This window comes from Lachnospiraceae bacterium KGMB03038 (genome assembly GCA_007361935.1).
GTDB lineage: Bacteria > Bacillota > Clostridia > Lachnospirales > Lachnospiraceae > Massilistercora.
In genome coordinates, this window is the sequence record CP041667.1 from 2,632,709 (window position 1) to 2,651,228 (window position 18,520).

The 18,520-nt window shown below is 47.3% G+C and carries 18 protein-coding genes; 3 read left to right on the forward strand and 15 right to left on the reverse strand.

The features are described 5' to 3' along the window. Window positions 1–279: 279 nt before the first annotated feature. From FND36_12850 to FND36_12875, 6 genes are all read right to left on the reverse strand, one after another. A complete protein-coding gene (locus FND36_12850; GenBank protein QDW74851.1) occupies window positions 280–1,569 on the reverse strand; it encodes an IS30 family transposase in 1,290 nt (429 codons plus the stop codon). A gap of 219 nt (window positions 1,570–1,788) precedes the next feature. Next, the gene (locus FND36_12855; GenBank protein ID QDW74852.1) at window positions 1,789–4,158 is read right to left on the reverse strand and encodes a ribonucleoside triphosphate reductase; all 2,370 of its coding nucleotides are present in this window, start codon (window positions 4,156–4,158) and stop codon (window positions 1,789–1,791) included. A gap of 200 nt (window positions 4,159–4,358) precedes the next feature. Beyond that, window positions 4,359–5,054, reverse strand: coding sequence for an anaerobic ribonucleoside-triphosphate reductase activating protein (locus FND36_12860; protein ID QDW74853.1), 696 nt, complete (start codon window positions 5,052–5,054; stop codon window positions 4,359–4,361). Between the two features lie 35 nt (window positions 5,055–5,089). Beyond that, on the reverse strand, window positions 5,090–5,359 hold the full coding sequence (locus tag FND36_12865) for an acylphosphatase (GenBank protein ID QDW74854.1): 270 nt from the start codon (window positions 5,357–5,359) through the stop codon (window positions 5,090–5,092). Between the two features lie 28 nt (window positions 5,360–5,387). Beyond that, window positions 5,388–6,332 carry a DUF1848 domain-containing protein gene (locus FND36_12870; GenBank protein QDW74855.1) on the reverse strand — a complete coding sequence of 315 codons (945 nt, stop codon included), beginning with the start codon at window positions 6,330–6,332 and terminating at the stop codon, window positions 5,388–5,390. Window positions 6,333–6,406: 74 nt separating this feature from the next. After that, complete coding sequence (locus FND36_12875) at window positions 6,407–6,943, reverse strand: HD domain-containing protein (GenBank protein QDW74856.1); 537 nt, start codon at window positions 6,941–6,943, stop codon at window positions 6,407–6,409. 278 nt (window positions 6,944–7,221) lie between these two features. Here FND36_12875 and FND36_12880 point away from each other — a divergent pair, with 278 nt between their 5' ends. The 3 genes from FND36_12880 (at window position 7,222) to FND36_12890 (ending at window position 9,947) form a co-directional block, all read left to right on the forward strand. After that, window positions 7,222–7,956 (forward strand): SDR family oxidoreductase, encoded by a 735-nt coding sequence (locus FND36_12880; protein QDW74857.1) that lies wholly within the window; start codon window positions 7,222–7,224, stop codon window positions 7,954–7,956. Window positions 7,957–8,095: 139 nt separating this feature from the next. Beyond that, window positions 8,096–8,521 (forward strand): MarR family transcriptional regulator, encoded by a 426-nt coding sequence (locus FND36_12885; protein QDW74858.1) that lies wholly within the window; start codon window positions 8,096–8,098, stop codon window positions 8,519–8,521. Between the two features lie 70 nt (window positions 8,522–8,591). Beyond that, window positions 8,592–9,947 carry an MATE family efflux transporter gene (locus FND36_12890; protein ID QDW75633.1) on the forward strand — a complete coding sequence of 452 codons (1,356 nt, stop codon included), beginning with the start codon at window positions 8,592–8,594 and terminating at the stop codon, window positions 9,945–9,947. Between the two features lie 44 nt (window positions 9,948–9,991). Here the strand turns inward: FND36_12890 and FND36_12895 are convergent, their stop codons facing one another. The 9 genes from FND36_12895 to phoU all read right to left on the reverse strand — a co-directional run bounded on the left by FND36_12895 (window position 9,992) and on the right by phoU (window position 18,517). Continuing rightward, window positions 9,992–12,472 carry an ABC transporter permease gene (locus FND36_12895; protein QDW74859.1) on the reverse strand — a complete coding sequence of 827 codons (2,481 nt, stop codon included), beginning with the start codon at window positions 12,470–12,472 and terminating at the stop codon, window positions 9,992–9,994. Beyond that, window positions 12,473–13,141: an ABC transporter ATP-binding protein gene (locus tag FND36_12900; GenBank protein QDW74860.1), complete on the reverse strand. Its 669-nt coding sequence runs from the start codon at window positions 13,139–13,141 to the stop codon at window positions 12,473–12,475. Between the two features lie 96 nt (window positions 13,142–13,237). Next, window positions 13,238–14,302, reverse strand: a complete 1,065-nt coding sequence (locus tag FND36_12905) for a HAMP domain-containing histidine kinase (protein QDW75634.1) — start codon at window positions 14,300–14,302, stop codon at window positions 13,238–13,240. Then, a complete protein-coding gene (locus tag FND36_12910; protein QDW74861.1) occupies window positions 14,302–14,994 on the reverse strand; it encodes a response regulator transcription factor in 693 nt (230 codons plus the stop codon). Before FND36_12910 ends, FND36_12905 begins: the two co-directional genes overlap by 1 nt. Before the next feature lies 1 nt (window position 14,995). After that, complete coding sequence (locus FND36_12915) at window positions 14,996–15,232, reverse strand: hypothetical protein (protein ID QDW74862.1); 237 nt, start codon at window positions 15,230–15,232, stop codon at window positions 14,996–14,998. Next, complete coding sequence (locus tag FND36_12920; protein QDW74863.1) at window positions 15,216–15,425, reverse strand: helix-turn-helix transcriptional regulator; 210 nt, start codon at window positions 15,423–15,425, stop codon at window positions 15,216–15,218. The genes FND36_12915 and FND36_12920 overlap by 17 nt, the downstream gene beginning before the upstream one ends. Window positions 15,426–15,836: 411 nt before the next feature. Next, complete coding sequence (locus tag FND36_12925) at window positions 15,837–17,156, reverse strand: two-component sensor histidine kinase (GenBank protein QDW74864.1); 1,320 nt, start codon at window positions 17,154–17,156, stop codon at window positions 15,837–15,839. A 3-nt stretch (window positions 17,157–17,159) separates the two neighbouring features. Further along, window positions 17,160–17,843: a response regulator transcription factor gene (locus FND36_12930; GenBank protein ID QDW74865.1), complete on the reverse strand. Its 684-nt coding sequence runs from the start codon at window positions 17,841–17,843 to the stop codon at window positions 17,160–17,162. Between the two features lie 20 nt (window positions 17,844–17,863). Further along, entirely contained in the window at window positions 17,864–18,517 is a 654-nt protein-coding gene (phoU, locus tag FND36_12935) for a phosphate signaling complex protein PhoU (GenBank protein ID QDW74866.1), read from the reverse strand. Between the last annotated feature and the right edge of the window lie 3 nt (window positions 18,518–18,520).

Below are 18,520 nucleotides of genomic sequence, written 5' to 3' on the forward strand. Positions count from 1 at the left end.
TATCAAAAAGGTTAATTGAAATCCTTACTGCAACATTGAAGTTGTAACTGCACATTGAAAACTTTATGAAGTTGTAACTGCATAATATCATGAGTAACTGCAACAGTTTTAAGCTGTTTTTCTGGCTTTGGATTGCCTTTTTCCGATTTTCCTTGTAAAATTTCTTAAAGGAAGGCATGACAAAACACAGACTGCATTTTTTACTTTTCGCAGAAGTTGTAAATGCACCCTGTTTGTGTTTCCTTTTTTATCGTGTCCTGTCTTCTCTTAAATTCCGGTTTACTTCTTAAATAAAGCCGGTGTAAGGGTTATGGAATCGGATGGGATCTTTTCAAGGCCCAGGAGGTTCGCAGTCTCCTGGCCGTAGATCTTGATAAAAAGATCTATAGGAGCCTGTCCGTTCCACTTTTTTCGGGGATAGGAATTGATGTGGTTCATCATTTCCCTGATTCCTTCTTCCGTATATTCATCCTTTGCATGATTTTTAGGTATGATATAACGGATCAATTCATGGTTCCGTTCACAGTTGCTCTTCTGATTTGTATTCATCGGGTTACAATAGAATACGCGGCACTGGATCTCTCCGGTCTCCATATCTGCTTCGATTTTTTCGGGATCGCTGAATTCGCTTCCCCGATCGGTAATAATAACCTGAAAAAGCATCCGGAATTTCTCATCTCCAAGTGCTTTCCGCAGCCGGCAGAATATTTCTGTTACTGATCCCGCTGTGTTGCGCTCTCTCAGGAACATGAGCTGTACGTCACAGTTGGTAAACAAGATTGTCAGCAGTGTCTGGCCGCCTTTGTGTATGACCACACTGTCCATCTGGCTGACTATGGCATCTGGATTCTGGCGCATATATTCCTCGTATTCCTCATAACTGCGTCCGATATGGCATTTCCGGTCTACCCGGAGAACCGGACCGCTCTTTTTCCGTTCCGGTCTGCGCAGTTTCCTTCTCAGGTCTATATTTCTGGCATCCAAAAGGCCTGCATCAATATAGGAATAGATCGTCCGTTCCGATACGGGCAGTTCATCTCTGTGACGTTCACAGATAACCGGGAGTGACTGCCCCTTTTTTAACAGCGGTGTAATCGTATCATTGATCCGGTTTAACTCCTGCTCTGTAAGAGAGATTCCTTTACGGGATTCAGAGAGCATCTGTTCATACTGCTGCTGAGCATGCTTGGCGTCATAGAGCATCCTGCGCAGACGGTAGCGAAGCCGGTGGTCACAGGCATTACAGACAAACGGCGACTTTTCGTAATCTGTACAGAACTCTTCCTGATAATCAGGGCATCCTTCCTGACATCGTCCACATGCTGTCTGGCACTGTTTCTTCCCACGAAAGCATCCCTGACGGCAGTTTGGGATTCTGGTACAGGTACAATGGTGGATACAGTTATTGCCCCCTGACGTTTTGACCAGCCTGCGGTGTGCTTTGATCTCTCTGCCGACAGTAGACCGATCCTTTCCAATGTTTTTGGCGATCTGTGCGACCTTCAATCCCTGCTGCAGACCTGACTGGATGGCGAGCCTGTCATCATATGTAAGGTGTTTATTACTCATGGTTACCTCCAATCCGAAGACAGGACAAGGATAGTATACTGGAAAAAAGGCAAAAAGAAACCATGAAGTTACAACTGCAACTCCATGGCCCATATGCCTTGTAATTCTAACCGCAACAACCTATGTTGCAATTAATTTTTCAATTAACCAAAACGACGGTCTTGGATTTCATCCAAAACCGCCGTCTATTATACAAATTTCTCTTTCGGCTCTCAGCGCCTACTCTTCTTCCGTATATTTCTTAATATTCGAAGCATTGGCCATCTTGCTGACCTTACCGTCTTCGATCACTACCAGAGTGGGCGCCTGAAGTACCCCGTACTTTTTAACCAACTCTTTATTTTCCTGGGCATCTACCACTTCGTAATCCATATGCGCTTCTTCCAGCGCCTTTTTAGCGATCACACAGTTTGGACAAGTCTTGGTGGTAAATAAAAGCTTCTTTGACCCTTCTTCCGCTTCCTGCCTCAGAGCCTCCGCAGCATGTTCCTCTGCCTTCTCGCTTGGATGAAACTGAGATTTGCTCAGATCATATACCTTTCTGTCTTTGAATTCCTGCGCTTTTCCATCATTCCAATTCTGCACCGGACGGTAATAGCCCGTAATTCTGCTGTAAACTTCCGTCTTTTCTCCACATTCCGGACATACATACTCTTCGCCTTTGATGTATCCATGATTCTTACAGATAGAATAGGTAGGAGACATGGTGTAATAGGGCAGTTTATAGTTTTCCGCGATCTTTCTTACAAGAGATGCCGCCGCCTTCCAGTTTGGCAGTTTCTCTCCCAGGAACGCATGGAATACCGTTCCGGAAGTATAGAGTGTCTGCAGATCATCCTGAATATCCAGCGCCGCGAAGATATCTTCCGTATAGCCCACCGGCAGATGGGAACTATTGGTATAATATGGAGTTCCATCGCCTTCCGCCGCTGTAATGATATCCGGGAACTGCTCTTTGTCATGTTTCGCGAAACGATAAGTCGTAGACTCTGCCGGAGTCGCCTCTAAGTTATAGAGATCTCCGTATTCCTCCTGATAAGAGGACAGACGCTCCCGCATATGGTTCAGCACCTTCTTGGAAAATTCCTGCGTTTCCGCATGAGTCATATCTTTGCCGATCCATTTGGCATTCAGGCCTGCCTCATTCATACCGATCAAACCGATGGTGGAGAAATGGTTCTCAAAGGTCCCCAGATACCGCTTCGTATAGGGATAAAGGCCTTCGTCCATTAACTTAGTGATGACCGTTCTCTTTACATGGAGAGACCTCGCTGAAATGTCCATCAGACGATCCAGACGGCGGAAGAAATCCTCTTCATTTTCCGCCTGGTAAGCAATACGCGGCATGTTGATCGTGACAACGCCTACAGACCCTGTACTTTCACCGCTTCCAAAGAAACCGCCGGATTTCTTCCGCAGTTCCCGAAGGTCCAAACGAAGACGGCAGCACATGCTGCGGACGTCGCTTGGCTCCATATCGCTGTTGATATAGTTTGAGAAATAGGGCGTCCCGTATTTCGCCGTCATCTCAAAGAGCAGACGGTTGTTCTCCGTATCTGACCAGTCAAAATCACTGGTGATAGAATAGGTAGGAATCGGGTACTGGAACCCGCGGCCATGGGCATCTCCCTCGATCATGATCTCGATAAACGCCTTATTGACCATATCCATCTCTTTCTTACAGTCCCCGTAGGTAAAGTCCATCTCTTTTCCGCCTACGATCGCCGGCAGGTTCGCCAGATCGTTGGGAACCGTCCAGTCCAGCGTGATGTTAGAAAACGGCGCCTGGGTTCCCCAGCGGGACGGCGTGTTCACTCCGTAAATAAAAGATTCGATGCATTTTTTAACTTCCTGATAAGTCAGGTTATCAGCCTTTACAAAAGGCGCCAGATAGGTATCAAAGGAAGAAAACGCCTGGGCTCCGGCCCACTCGTTCTGCATGATCCCCAGGAAGTTGACCATCTGGTTGCAGAGCACGCTCAAATGCTTTGCCGGAGAAGAAGAAATCTTTCCTGGAATTCCTCCCAGCCCTTCCTGGATCAGCTGTTTCAAGGACCACCCCGCACAGTATCCGGTCAGCATAGACAGATCATGGATATGGATATCCGCGTTCCGATGCGCCTGCCCGATCTCCTCGTCATAAATCTCTGACAGCCAGTAGTTGGCCGTGATCGCGCCGGAATTGCTTAAGATCAATCCGCCTACAGAATAGGTAACGGTTGAATTTTCTTTTACCCGCCAGTCTGTTACTTTCACGTAGCTGTCCACAATTTCTTTGTAGTCCAGCATGGTAGATTTCAGATTACGGATCTTCTCTCTTTGTTTCCGATACAAAATATATCCTTTTGCCACGTCGGAATATCCGGCTTTGATCAGGACCGCCTCCACACTGTCCTGGATATCTTCCACCTGCACCAGTGAATTCTTGATCTTAGGCTCGAAATCCGCGGTAACTTTTAATGCCAGCAGATCGATGATATCCTGATTATACTCCTTTTCCTGAGCTTTAAACGCTTTCTCAATGGCCACACAGATCTTCGACAGATTGAAATCAACGACCTGGCCGTCCCGTTTTGTTACCTGATACATATGCTTGCTCCCCTTCCTGGATTATCCTTTTGTTCATTTTGTAAAATATTTTTGTCCGATTCGTCTGTTCTTCTATCATACCACCTGTTGTGTTTTATCGTCAACAAAAATAACAATATATTGTGCACAAAATTCATTTTCGCACAATATATTGTTATTGTATAGTTTTACCAGAAGGCCCGTATTTCCGCCCTTTTCTGCTATTCTACGCCGCGCAGCTGAGCGTTTGGCACATATTGCCTTACTATTTCCAGCGCCTGGTTCATGATGTCCTTGTTATAACCTCTAAGCCCCTGCTGGAGCAGATCGCCGGAATCCACAAACTGCTGGAGGTAATAATTCTTGGCGCCCCGGATCCATTTCCCAATGGATTCAAAATCCGACCGCTGGTGGAACTCCCGTACCACCGTAGTCCGGAACTCATAGGGGATCACATCACTCAGAAGATACTGGACGCTCCTGTGGATATTGCGCAAGTCGTACCCCTCGATACCAATAGTCCGCCCATAATTTTCCTGAGAATTCTTGATGTCCATAGCCACGTAATCTACCAGTCCCGCCTCTACGATCCGCTGCAGTCTGTCGGGAAAACTTCCATTGGTATCCAGCTTGACCGCATATCCCAAACGTTTGATCTCGCCCAAAAAATCCTCGATCCCGTGCTGGATCAGCGGTTCACCCCCCGTCACACATACCCCATCCAAAATCCCCTGCCGTTTCCGCAGAAAAGCAAAAAATTCATCTTTCGGAATTTCTCGGTTCTTATATGTATCAATTACCAGCGAAGCATTGTGACAAAATGGACAGCGGAAATTGCACCCTGCTGTGAAAACAGTACACGCCACCTTCTCCGGATAATCCAAAAGCGTCAGCTTCTGCAGTCCCTGAATCACCATGTTTATGCCTCCTCTCTCGTTGGCTGTCCCTTTTGCTATCTTGTCTCAAAACTTCTTTCTGTTCCCAACGGAATTTCCTCGGTATCAATCCAGTCAATGGCAATAAACTGGTTCCGGTTCAGCCCTTCCATCAGCTTATAGATCAAGGTTTCTCTGCCCTGGACCTCCATGCGTACCGTTCCATCCCACTGGTTTTCCACCCATCCGGTCAGGCCAAGCGATCTTGCCAGATGTTTTGCTGTATATCGGAACCCCACACCTTGGACTCTTCCGTAAAATGTCATTCTCTTTCTTACTTCTGCCATCTGTACGCCCTTCCTTGTCCTGAAGTCATCATATGTCTTTGCGCATTTGGGGTAAATCAAATAAAGAAATCTGATCATCTCTCGCGGATGCCGCTTTTCTGTCTATAATCTCCTCATCTCCCCGGAAATGTCCGATCAAAAATGGGGATTCGGGGTCATGATTGTTATATTTTTTTCGCGCGCCTTCCCTTCCGCTCACCGCATAACAGTAGCGGCAGCCGTTGACGCAGGTATCATACATGCCAATATCAAAGCTCTCCGCGCACCGGCACCCTTTTCGCTGGCCCTTGTCCCGTTTCAGATCAAGCTTGTATCCGGCCAGCTGCCGCAGCTGTTCCTGATCAATACACGCCCCATGATAAATACCATATCTGCTCAGATCCAACTGTTCCGCGCAGGTATAGAGAGGGATTCCATATTTCTTGGAAATTTGGGAAAGACCTTCCGCCAGTTTCCATATCTCCTCTATCTCCAGTTCTCTGCAGTCGCTTCCCCTGTATTCGTCCACAAAACTAATGGTACACCGTCCTGTTGCGTTCCCAAGCCATTGACACATCATTTCAAATTGTTCCAGATGATAAGAAATCGTATACTTCTCTGTCAGCAGAATCGGGTCAAACCTCCAGTTGATCCTTTCTTTTCCCAGCCTCTGGCTCAATAGCAGGAACGTAGCCATCGCCTCTTCTGTCCTTGGCACTTCGGGCTCCAAGTCCTCCCCATAATCTGTGATCGTATACTGAAAACAGTACCGATAACCCATGGCATCCAATTCCCGCAGATACGGCAACAACGGCTCCGGATTCTTTGTCCAAAACACAATTCCATCCACCCACTCCGGCGAAAGCCGGATACGGCTTACCTTTCTGCGGTTGTAAGGATTTGGGACCAGCACCTCGCCCGCTCTCAGCCGGTTCATAAACCACTGAGGATACAAAGCAGGGATGTCAGTCCTTCTGCTGGCACTGATGATCATATCTCTCTCCTTTTTTTAATTGGGGCCGGGGGATTTTTAAAATTCCCCCGTCCCCAATTAAAAATACCCTGTCCCTAATCGAAATTTTTCCTGATCAGGTGACAATACTCTTCATAGGCTGGAATCCCTGTGAATTTATCGATCAGGGCATCCCTTACGCCTTTATAATACCATCCGATCGTATGTTTATCCTTCATCCGAAATCGATTCCACAATTCTTCTCCCATGACCGGATAATCCCGGTCTATATCCCGCATATTGGAAAGCTTATCCGCAAGTCCGATCATCTGTACTTCTCTGGGAGCCGTGCGGATGTGCTCGATGGTTGCCCGCTTCCGTTCCATCCATGTCAGAGACTTGTCCTCACTTTCTCTGGCAACCATATAGGCTACACGCTCTGAAAATTCCTGAGCTAAGATTCTCTGCGTAACACCTTCACAATCCTCAATGGTATCATGAAGCACTGCCGCGCTGATCACCTCCTCATCTTTCGTCATGCTGGCTACAATATCTCCAACCTCGATGGGGTGAACAATATACGGCCGTTTGGTCCCTTTTCGGAACTGCCCTTCGTGTGCCCTCGTCGCAAACTCGATTGCCTTATCGATCATATTCATCTTCCTTTTACGTAACCTCCCGGAGTGTTACTCATGTGATGGTCCGCCTGTTTCACAATTATTCTTAAAATTACCATCATTATCATTTATACATATATAAATCATAACATCTCATACTTTAAATAGCAACGATTGTAAGATATAATGTTTGTATCGATTTAGCCCTGCACAGATCAGGAGCATAGCGTCTTCTCGCTTGCTGGGCGCCATTTGTCCGACCATTTATGAGCGCCTTCCCATGAGCAAAGGCGCAGACAAAAGGAGATTCTATCATGCCACAAAAAACAATCCTTATTACCGGCTCTTCCCGCGGTATCGGGCGCAGTATCGCCATGTATTTTGCCGCAAGAGGATACCATGTGTTCATCAACTGCCGGACTTCCCTGAGAGAATTAGAAAAAGTCAGACAGGAAATCGACAAAATCGGCTCTGGCCTGTGCACCATCGTTCCCGGTGACGTGGGCGATCCAGCCGCTGTCGAGGAAATTTTTCAAAAAATCCAAACAACCGCCGGCCATCTTGATATTCTCGTAAATAATGCCGGTATTTCTCACATTGGACTTCTGACGGATATGACGATCCAAGAATGGGATCAGGTTATCCGCGCCAACCTATCCTCTGTCTTTTACTGCTGCCGCGCGGCGATCCCTGACATGGTAGCGAAAAAAAGCGGAACCATCATCAACATTTCTTCTATGTGGGGCACGTCCGGCGCCTCCTGCGAAGCTGCTTATTCCGCGGCCAAATCCGGCGTCAATGGACTGACAAAGGCTCTGGCGAAAGAACTGGCGCCCAGCGGCATACCTGTAAACGCCATCGCCTGCGGCGTCATCGATACGGAAATGAACAGCCAGTTAACTGAAGAAGACCGCCTTGCCCTGGAAGAAGAAATCCCTATGGGCCGTTTTGGCTCACCCTCTGAAATTGCCCAGGTCGTCTGGAATCTTGCCGCTTCTCCCGCCTACCTGACTGGCCAGATTATCGGCGTAGACGGCGGCTTTTTATAAATTCTTCTTCCCTGCTCATCTTCTAAGGTTACAGACAATTTTATGCCTCTAAAATATTTGCTTGCGCACACAATTTTTCTGGGTTATAATATTCATGCTCTGCGCTATGAATATATGAATAAAGGAGGCAGCATCGAAAATGAACCTGATCCGATGGCTCTCCATTGCCGGACGCCATACAAAAATGTATCTGGATCAACAGTTTGCCCCGTTGGGAATCAACTGCAGCCAGCATATGTATATTATCAAAATCTGTGAACATCCCGGTATTTCTCAGGAACAATTCCTGGATCTTTTCTACCTTCATCCCAGCAATATCACTCGCGGACTGGGCAGCCTGATCAAGTCTGGCTTTATAACCAAAAACGCCAGCCAGCAGGATAAGCGGACCTACTGCCTATATCCTACACCTAAGGCTTACGCGGTTTATGATAAGATCCTCGCGATTCTTCGCGAGACCCAGGAACAGCTCCTTTCCCCGCTTTCAGAGGAAGATGCCGGAAAATTTGGAGAAATGCTCCAGGAAATCGCGCTCCAGTCCGTCTTTATGACACAGGAAAAATAGACCATAGGCGGACTTCTAAAAAACTATTTTACCTAATTATTAAAAAAGGATGTGATCCACATTGCAGAATATGCAGACACAAGAAAATCCACTGGGATACAAAAGCATACCCTCTCTCTTAAAATCTTTCGCAGTCCCAAGTATCATCGCCATGCTGGTCAGCTCTCTTTACAATATCGTGGACCAGGTTTTCATTGGTCAGGGAGTCGGGTATCTTGGAAACGCCGCTACTAACGTTTCCTATCCTCTGACTACCATATGCCTTGCTATTTCCCTTTTGATCGGCATCGGAAGCGCCTCCCAGTTCTCTCTTTATCTGGGAGCCGGTGAACAAAAAAAGGCCGAGGCCGTAGTAGGCAATGGCATCGCTATGATGCTGACCTTTGGCATTGTCTACGCAATCCTGATCGAGATTTTTCTTCAGCCTCTTTTGCTTGCTTTCGGCGCCACATCAGAAAATCTTCCTTATGCGCTGACCTATTCTCGGATCATTGCCCTCGGCATGCCTTTTCAGGTTGTGACCACCAGTATGAGCAATATGATCCGGGCTGATGGAAGTCCAAAATACTCTATGACCTGCATGCTGATCGGCGCCATCGCCAATACTATTTTGGACCCCATCTTTATTTTCGTCTTTGATCTTGGAGTAGCGGGAGCCGCATGGGCAACGATCATCGGCCAGTTTCTTTCTTTCCTGGCCGCCATTTCTTATATCCGGAGATTCCAGAGTGTTCAGCTGCATCGGAAAGATATCCGCCTTAATATTCGGATGAGTATTCATACCGCTTCTCTTGGCATGAGCAACAGTCTGAATCAAGTGGCGATCACCTTTGTGCAGATTGTCCTGAACAACTCATTAACCTATTATGGCGCCATGTCGGAATATGGAAAAGACATTCCTCTGGCAGCCTGCGGCATCGTCATGAAGACGAACGCTATCCTGCTTGCGGTTATCATCGGAATCTCTCAAGGTTCTCAGCCCATTATCGGCTTTAATTACGGCGCCAAACAGTATGACCGTGTCCGAAGCACTTATAAACTGGCGATTACTTGTAATCTGATCGTATCCGCGATCGGATTTGTCCTGTTTCAGTTCTTCCCCTACCAGATTATCTCTCTGTTCGGGACGGGAAATGCCGCATACTATGAATTTTCTATCCGGTTTATGCGCACTTTCCTCTTTATGGTCATTATCAATGGCGTAACCCTGCTTTCCTCCAATTTCTTTGCCGCTATCGGAAAGCCGGTCAAAGGACTGCTCCTTTCCATGACCAGACAGGTTTTCTTTTTGATTCCGCTGGTTCTGATCCTGCCCTTGTTCTTTGGTCTTGACGGCATCTTGTACTCCGGGCCAGTGGCAGATTCTATCGCATTTATTGTCAGTATCCTATTTATCTCAAAAGAACTAAAGAAGATGAAAAACTAAAGCCGAGGCCGGGGGATTTTTAAAAATCCCCCGGCCCCTATTGATCACGCGAATCGGATCCGATCGATCAAGCTTGTCTTCTTAAAGTTCTGATTGACCAAAAACGCGACCAAAATCTGCACTGCCAAAACAATCAGCGTCAAAATGACCGCCGGAAGCGCCGGATAATGATAGACCTTGATGGAAAGAATCCCTTCTGCCGCCGCCCAGCGATAGCAGAGATATCCTGCCGCACTGCCGATCCCCAGTGACAGCAGCAAGGTTCCCGCTGTATAAAATAAACCTTCCTTTTGCAGCATATTCCCAGTCTGACGGCCGGACAGCCCGATCGCCTGCAGCATTCCCAACTCGCGCCGTCTGACATATACACTGTTGATCATAGTATTGATCAGATTCAGAATGCCGATAAATCCAAGGACAGCCAGCAGCCCATATCCGCCGTAACACAGGTATCCCACCGTCATTTCCGCCTGTTCATATTGCTCCCGATACGTATCCACAGCCAGGAATTCTTGTTTGTCCGCAACAGCCCGTACAGCCTCTTCCACACTTCCTTCCCTGTCTTCATAAACAGTCAGATTCCATTCATCGGTAAGCCGAGTCTTACAGAAACTTTGCAGAGTATCCGCGGGGAGCATGAAGCCGCCTCCAAGACTGGATGGCTGATCTGTATAGGCCACTACCACAAATTCTTTCGTGACAGTATCCTCTCCGTCTTTGATCTCCAGCTCCACCCGGTCGCCCACCTGTACATGCAGATTGATCGACACATACCCGCGCCCCAGGATGATTCCTGTGCCGTCCTTAAGCCTTGTATCCTCCAAAGAGCCTTCTTTTACATATTTCTCCAGATCCTTCATCTCTGTTTCGCTGATTCCGGAAATCCCGGTATCAAAATCTTCTCCGCTAGAAGGATCTGTCACCTCTGGCATCGCCGCATCCGCATACAGCTCTTCCTCTATCTCTTCCACACCCGGAATATCCAGGATCTGTTCTTTCAGCGTTTCTGTCATCGGGTTATGCTGCTGGATCTTTGTCAGTTCCCGGTCCGGATTCATGGCATCATTATCCCAGGAATCTACATAGATAGAAATATCTCCCCGAATCGCATCTTCCGCCATAACTTTGGGATTCATACAGCTTAAAACCGTCGCCGCTACCATAAAAAAGATACCCGTTATTCCCAGCGCGATGATCGTCACCGCTGTCCGTTTCCGGTTTCTCCCCAAATTAGACAACATCAGCTTTGTAGTGCTCATTTCCTGGTATCCTTTTCGAGCCCTGGCTTTTTTCCTTTTCCCCGTCATCCCCTCATAACGGATCGCTTCCACCGGAGAAATTTTCCCGGCCACCTGCATTGGGCGCAGCAAGGAAAGATACACGGTGATTATTGCAGTAGCCGCCGCAATGCCAAGGAGCGCAGGTTTCACCAAAGAAACCCTTGAATCGTCCAAAACTTCCTGCATATAACCTACCAGAGGATTGGCGTTTCCCATTCCGTTTTGCAGCATTCCATGGATGATCAAAATTCCTGCCGCGTTTCCCAGAATCAGTCCGAACGGAATCCCGATAGCCGCCACCGCAAACCCTTCTCGAAAGACCAGCTTCCGGATCTGTCTCTTTGTAGCTCCAATCGCTCGCAGTTTCCCATATTCCTGCACCTTATGAAGCATAGACACATAATAGATGCTGTAGATCGTCAGCACGCCTGCCAGTACAATGATCACCATAAACACAGCCAGTCCTGAATATAACGCGGGATCCACATAATTAGCAGAAAGATAATCGCCATTTTCTACGATATTATCTTCTCCGATGCCATAAACCTCCCCTTTTTCTTTCGCTTTTGCCTCAATCCCATCCACGGTCATTTTATCTGCCCCGGCAATCCGGAAATAGGCCCGGTAAAAGTGCTGGCCTTCCGGAATCAGCTCTTCCGCAAATGCCTTAGATATCAAGGTCGAATAGACTTTTTTCTCTTGCTCCGTTTCGCTGTCTTCCATCATACCTACAATGGTAAATTCCTTCTTTTGTCCCAGCCCCAGTCCGCCTTTTTCTACCGGCTGAAAAGGGATTTCTATCTGACTGCCCACTTCTCCATCCAGCCCCATTACCGCGAGAAGGCCGGAAGATACCACGATCTCATCTGACCTCTTTGGCATTCTGCCTTCCTTCAGCTTCAGACGGTTTGAACTGGCCGCCTGCTGATCCACATAGATCATTGGGATCGAAACTTCTTCATTCGGACAGATCATATAAGCCGGATCTTCCCTCTCTCCTACCTCTGTAAGTTCCGGATCTTCTTTCATTTTATCCATGTTTTCTTCGCTGACCTGACGAAACATGGCGTGGTACGTGGGATACGCCTCATTTGCCGCCGCGAACTGAAGATCGATCATACCAAAAATCACGGTAGGCACGACAGTCAAAAGAGTGGAGGTCAATACAATAGCAATACCGATCAATACATTTCTGCTCCGGTTACTCTTTAAATTAGCAATCGCTGTTCTTGTTATCATGTCCATCTAGCCCACCACCTTACCATCTTCAATCTCGATAATGCGGTCCGCCATCTGGGCGATAGTCTCATCGTGCGTGATCATGACCAACGTCTGGCCATATCTGTCCACACACCGTTTCAATGTGGAAATCACTTCCATCTCTGTCCGGGAATCCAGATTCCCGGTAGGCTCATCAGCCAGAATGATGGCTGGCCTTGAGGCAAGCGCTCTGGCGATCGCCACCCGCTGCTTCTGTCCTCCAGAAAGCATCCCCGGCGTAGCCTTTAACCGTTCTTCCATACCGATATTCTTCACGATGTCCATCACATAATCTCGATTGACCCGTTTCCCGTCTAATCCGATGGGAAGCACGATATTCTCCCATACATTCAGAGATGGCAGCAAATTATAATCCTGAAAGATAAATCCGATCTTTCTCCTTCTGAACACAGCCAGCCTTTCATCTTTCAGCGCAAAGATATCTCTGCCCTCGATATAAACTTTCCCGCTGTCCGGCCTGTCTAATCCTCCCAGCATATGCAGCAGTGTACTTTTCCCAGAACCAGACCTTCCTACAATGGCAGCGAATTCTCCTCGCTCTACAGAAATGCTCGTATGGTCGATGGCCCGTATCTGTCCATCTCCATCCCCATAATATTTCACCAGATCTTCTGTTTCTAATAACGCTCTCATATCATTTCTGCTCCTTTCCTGTCAACTCTTTCTGATGTTATCTTCAGCATAGTCCATGATTCTTACAAAACATTGACAGGAACGATAACAGTTTTGTTAGATTCCTTTTTCTGCATCCTGACAGAGCAGCGGCAGCATCATCTGAAAGACAGTACCGCCTTTCTTTCCCGGAAGAGCGCGAACACTGCCTCCCTGTTCTTCTAAGATCTTCCGGACCAGATATAATCCTACTCCGGCTCCCTCCGCCTTTTGGACTTCCGGCCGCTTCCCTCGAAAGAAACGTTTGAAGATCTCCGCGTATTCTTCTTTGGGAATTCCGATCCCCTCATCTTCTATTTCAACAAATACATAAGAAACATAAACATTTACCCGGAGTATGATCTTACTTCCTTCAGGAGAGTATTTCACTCCATTTTCCAAAACATTTACGAATGCCTGGGCCGTCCACTTGGGATCATGGCAGATCCGCACGTCCGCAAACTCCTGCACTTCAATCTGTATCTTTTTTTCTTCTGCCTGGAACCAGACACTGCTGACCGCCTGACGAATCGTATCTTTCAGATTTCCTTCCACTGGTTCCAGCCGGATCATTCCCGCTTCCAGTCTTGACAGATTAGTCAGCGCCTGCAGAAGCTGTACCAGTCCTTTGACCTCCTCCTGGCTTTTTTCCGCAAATTCCTTCTGCTCTTCTGGCGTAATATCCTTGTCGGTCATGAGTTCCAAACTCATGCCAAGAGCCGATACCGGTGTCTTTAGCTGATGCGAAATATCGGTCACTAATCTGCGGGTTCCTTCTTTTTCCTGTACCAGCCGTTCTTTTAAAAGACCAAATGCTTTTCCCATTCGTTCTAACTGGTCCAAAAGCTGGGACCGGATCCCAGGTTCCATGTCTCCCTCCAAATGGAACTCATAATTCCCTTCCTCAAACGCTTCCAGATATTCTATGATAGACTGATAGTTTCGATATTCTCTCCGATAGGAGATATAGCACCACACTCCATTGGCCGCGAGCGCGAAAAAGCACAGGAAACACCATCTGTAAAGGGAGGTCCCCCACACCCATAAAATGACAAAAAATATCAGCCATCCCGCCAAAGAAAGGACCATGCCGCGTTTCAATTCCTTTTCCAGCCAAATGTAGCCCCGCTCTCTTCTGTCCATTACTTTTTCAACACTTCTGCTGTCCACAGATATCCAAGCCCCCTGACATTTTCAATATACGCTTCTTCCCCATTCTTTCCAAGCCGACGCTTCAGCCGGCCGATCGTTACCGGGACCGTATTCTCGTCCACAAACTGCCCCTCAACATCCCACACTGCTTCCAAGATCTGATCCTTGGAAACAATCTGCCTGGGATGCTCCAGAAAAAATAGCAGAAGCTGCAGTTCCTTCTTGCTTAAAGGAATCTCCTCCTCTTTTTTATACACTTTCATTTCCCGGCAACAGACCCGGATATCTCCAGAGGAAAGAATGCCTCCATCCCCCTCGCCCTGACAGATCCGCCGCATCAGAGCATTAACTTTCGAGATCAAAACCGCCAGGCTGAAGGGTTTCGCTATATAGTCGTCCGCCCCGGCATCATAGCCATTCACAATGTCTACTTCCTGGTCCAGCGCTGTCAGAAAGATCAGATAAACATCGCTGCTGGCGCGGATCTTCCTTGCAAATCCCAGACCATTACCCTTTTCCAGTGTAATGTCACTAATGATCAGATCTATTTTATTCTTTTGAAATAATTCCTCTGCCTGTTCCGATTCCACCGCGCTCAAAACCCGGTATCCCTCTCTTTCCAGCTTCAGGCTTATCCCCCGGTTCAGGCTCTCATCGTCTTCAAGAAGCAGTATGGCTCCCATATTATCCCAATCCTTTCTTGTCTTGATCCTTTTCCCCATATCTTCTCTTTACCCAAAGAAGCCAGCTTAAAATCGCAGCCCCTGCCAGGACGCCCGCGCTGTCGATCAGCACGTCTTCCATAAATCTTCGGATTCTTTTGACGGCTGCGCAGAAAACCAAAAGATCATCCCCATCCAGAAAAGGACAAGCAAAGTAAAAATATGCTTTTGCGCTTTTAGAGTCATCGCGTCTCCTCAAACTGGAACATTTCTTCCACGCTGGTCCCCAGTTCTCTGGAAATATCCATCGCCAGCTTTAAAGAGGGATTGTATCTGCCCTTTTCCAGGCGGACGATCGTTTCTCTTCTTACTCCCACTTTCTGCGCCAATTCATTTTGGCTCATAGACAACTTTTCCCGATAAGCTTTCATCCTTGTAACTAATAATGACATTGTTTCCTCCTTCAAGCCTTCCAAATCTTTTCCAAGATACGCTTCTAGACAGCCGCTTCACCAATTTTCCAATAGAATGGTCCCTTCCCCCGCCCGATGGTATACTCCAGCTAGTCCTGCAACATGGGCATGCTTCCATCCACTCATCTCCTTATGAAGCTAAGTTCCGCAGGCGGCCGCGTCTCTCGCCCCCGCTGTCTGATTTATTTAGAATGAAAGCATTGAGATTTCTTTTCAAGAATTTTCAGAATATGTGACGAGGCAGAGCCCGCAAAGAAACGAGGGAACATCAGAAATGTAAGCGTTTTCTATTTGTGATGAATATATCACCGATCGACCTATTTGTCAACCCTGGCAACACGTAATTTAGCAATTAGGGCCGGGGGATTTTTAAAAATCCCCCGGCCCCAATTAAAAGGTAATCTCCATTTTTGTTCCTTTTCCAACTTCACTTTCTACATGAATCTGAGCATTGTGAATCATCGCTCCATGCTTCACGATCGATAGTCCCAGTCCAGTTCCTCCTGTTTCTTTGGAATGGCTTTTATCCACTCGATAGAACCGCTCGAAAATACGTTCCTGCTGATCTTCTGGAATTCCGATTCCGGTATCCGTCACGATCACTTTTTTCCCCTGCAGGGTATTTCCTACCCACACGCTGAGAGATCCTCCATCTTTGTTATACTTGATGGCGTTTTCACAAATATTATAGATCATTTCATCCAGCACCTGCCGGATGCCATGGTAGACGACTGGTTCCCCCGTCACTTCTACATGCACGTTTCTCGTATTTGCCTGCGGAGAAAGACGGCTGCAGATTTCTCTTGTCAATTCATAGAGATCCACGTCCTCTTTTTCAATCTCAATCTCGCCCTCATCCAGCTTCGAGAGTTTGATGATATCCTCTACCAATGTGATCAGCCTGCTGGCCTCGTTGTAGATGCGCTCTGAGAATTTCTTCATGTCTTCTGGGCGGACCATTCCGTTTTTCATGATCTCAGCATAGCCCGAAATAGAAGTAAGAGGCGTCTTCAGCTCATGAGAAACATTCGCCGAGAATTCCTTCCTCATATTCGCGACCGCGTCTTTTTCCTTGTTCTGCTCATCAATCCTGTTCAGCAATGGTGTTATTTCCTCATAAATCTCATTTTCCAATGGTTTCTCCAGCTTCAATTCGTTAATTGGCCGAATGAGTCTCTTCACCTGCCATTTTGTCAGCATAAACGCGAATACCAACATGATCACCGCGATCAATCCCATCATCGGGAGCACCTCAAACGCCGTATGCAGTACGTTATCCATTGATTTTGCTACCCGCAGGACGCTTCCATCTTCTATCCTGACCGCATAATAAAACATTTCCTGATCCAGCGTATCTGACCGGCGGACATCCTGTCCTTCTCCCAGGATCAGCGCCTCTCGTACTTCCGGCCGATCCTTATGGTTTTCCAATGTAGACCCATCTGTATCCCCCGAATCATAGAGGACATTTCCATCCTCCGCGATCAAGGTCACTCTCGTATTCTCTCGGACCTCATCCATTTCTTCCAGATAACTGGTTCCGGCAATGCTGATCGCTGTACAGATATAATCCGATTCCTGACGGATCTCCTCTTCCATCAGCCCAACATTCTGCCGGTACACGACAACGGTCGTCATAGCGTACGCGATCATGAGGGTCGTTGCGATGACCAGTATCATGCTCTTTTGTATTTTATTTCTAAGCTTCATATATTAAGGCTCCTGCTTGCTCATCCGATATCCCACACCTCTGACGGTCTCGATCTGCTCGCCGCAGGATCCCAGCTTCTGCCGCAGAGTCCGTACATGTACGTCCACAGTCCTGGTCTCTCCGTCAAAATCATATCCCCAGATATCTTCCAAAAGGCGGTCCCTGGTCATCACCACATTCTGATTTTCCATCAGTCTTTTCAAAAGCTCATATTCTTTCAGAGTCAGATTTACTACATCTCCTGCCGCCGTCACCTCATGTTTCTTCGTGTCGATCTCAATATCTCCTGCCGCCAGGATGCTTTTTTGATCTCTGGCATTGGCTTCACTGCGGCGCAGGACTGCCTTTACTCTGGAAACCAGTTCCATCATTCCAAATGGCTTAGCCACATAATCATCCGCTCCCAGATCCAGTCCTTTTACCTTGTCGTATTCCGCTCCTTTTGCAGTCACCATGATCACCGGAATATTCCGGGTCCTTGACGAAGATTTCAGCTTTTTAAGAATCTCAAGTCCGTCTTCTCCCGGAAGCATGATATCCAGAAGGACCAGCCTTGGTGTTTCCAACGCAAGAGTTTCCCAGAATTCTTTACCATCTTCAAAACCACGCGCCTGAAAGCCCGTGGTTTCTAAAGTATATACAACTAACTCTCGGATATTGCTGTCATCTTCTACACAAAAAATCATTCTGATACTCCTTCAAGTTTCTATACTTTACTATCTTTGTGGATCCCTGTGATCGAAAATTCAACCCACTCCGCGATATTGGTGGCGTGATCCGCGATTCGCTCCAAATATTTTGCTACCATGATCAGATCGAAAGCCTCTTTCCCCTGGTCACCCTTATTTTGAGCAATGAATTCCACCAATTCCTTTTTATTCGCCTCAAAAAGAAGATCCACTTCATCGTCCGCCGCCATCACCTGTCTGGAAAGCTCCAGATCCTTATTTACATAGGCGCGCACGCTGTCGCGCACCATTTTCGCGGCAGCCTCAGACATCTGGCCGATCTTCGGGATATCACTAGCCTCCGACTTTTTCTCGGAAATGATGATCTCCGCGATATCTGAAGTCTGATCCCCGATCCGCTCCATATCTGTGATCATCTTCAACGCCGCTGATATCTGCCTTAAGTCTCTTGCTACCGGCTGCTGCTGGAGCAAAAGCTTCAGACAAAGGCGCTCGATATCTTTTTCCATCTGGTCGATCTCTTCATCCGCGGCAATGACCTCTTTCGCCTGTTCCATACTTCCCTGCTGGAGCGCAGTCGTTGCCTTATTGATCGCCGTCTCGCACAGTTCTCCCATGTGGATGAGCTGTTCACTCAAAAGTTCCAACTGCATATCAAATTTATTACGCATATC

Bases quoted from the DNA above. Each gene is read 5' to 3' on its own strand.
- FND36_12900 (QDW74860.1), bottom strand. From the start codon at position 13,141: ATGAGAGCGTTATTAGAAACAGAAGATCTGGTGAAATATTATGGGGAT.
- FND36_12860 (QDW74853.1), bottom strand. From the start codon at position 5,054: ATGGTGATTCAGGGACTGCAGAAGCTGACGCTTTTGGATTATCCGGAG.
- FND36_12890 (QDW75633.1), top strand. From the start codon at position 8,592: ATGCAGACACAAGAAAATCCACTGGGATACAAAAGCATACCCTCTCTC.
- FND36_12875 (QDW74856.1), bottom strand. From the start codon at position 6,943: ATGATCGATAAGGCAATCGAGTTTGCGACGAGGGCACACGAAGGGCAG.
- FND36_12885 (QDW74858.1), top strand. From the start codon at position 8,096: ATGAACCTGATCCGATGGCTCTCCATTGCCGGACGCCATACAAAAATG.
- FND36_12850 (QDW74851.1), bottom strand. From the start codon at position 1,569: ATGAGTAATAAACACCTTACATATGATGACAGGCTCGCCATCCAGTCA.
- FND36_12905 (QDW75634.1), bottom strand. From the start codon at position 14,302: ATGGACAGAAGAGAGCGGGGCTACATTTGGCTGGAAAAGGAATTGAAA.
- FND36_12865 (QDW74854.1), bottom strand. From the start codon at position 5,359: ATGGCAGAAGTAAGAAAGAGAATGACATTTTACGGAAGAGTCCAAGGT.
- FND36_12920 (QDW74863.1), bottom strand. From the start codon at position 15,425: ATGTCATTATTAGTTACAAGGATGAAAGCTTATCGGGAAAAGTTGTCT.
- FND36_12855 (QDW74852.1), bottom strand. From the start codon at position 4,158: ATGTATCAGGTAACAAAACGGGACGGCCAGGTCGTTGATTTCAATCTG.
- FND36_12870 (QDW74855.1), bottom strand. From the start codon at position 6,332: ATGATCATCAGTGCCAGCAGAAGGACTGACATCCCTGCTTTGTATCCT.
- phoU (QDW74866.1), bottom strand. From the start codon at position 18,517: ATGCGTAATAAATTTGATATGCAGTTGGAACTTTTGAGTGAACAGCTC.
- FND36_12880 (QDW74857.1), top strand. From the start codon at position 7,222: ATGCCACAAAAAACAATCCTTATTACCGGCTCTTCCCGCGGTATCGGG.
- FND36_12895 (QDW74859.1), bottom strand. From the start codon at position 12,472: ATGGACATGATAACAAGAACAGCGATTGCTAATTTAAAGAGTAACCGG.
- FND36_12925 (QDW74864.1), bottom strand. From the start codon at position 17,156: ATGAAGCTTAGAAATAAAATACAAAAGAGCATGATACTGGTCATCGCA.
- FND36_12930 (QDW74865.1), bottom strand. From the start codon at position 17,843: ATGATTTTTTGTGTAGAAGATGACAGCAATATCCGAGAGTTAGTTGTA.
- FND36_12910 (QDW74861.1), bottom strand. From the start codon at position 14,994: ATGGGAGCCATACTGCTTCTTGAAGACGATGAGAGCCTGAACCGGGGG.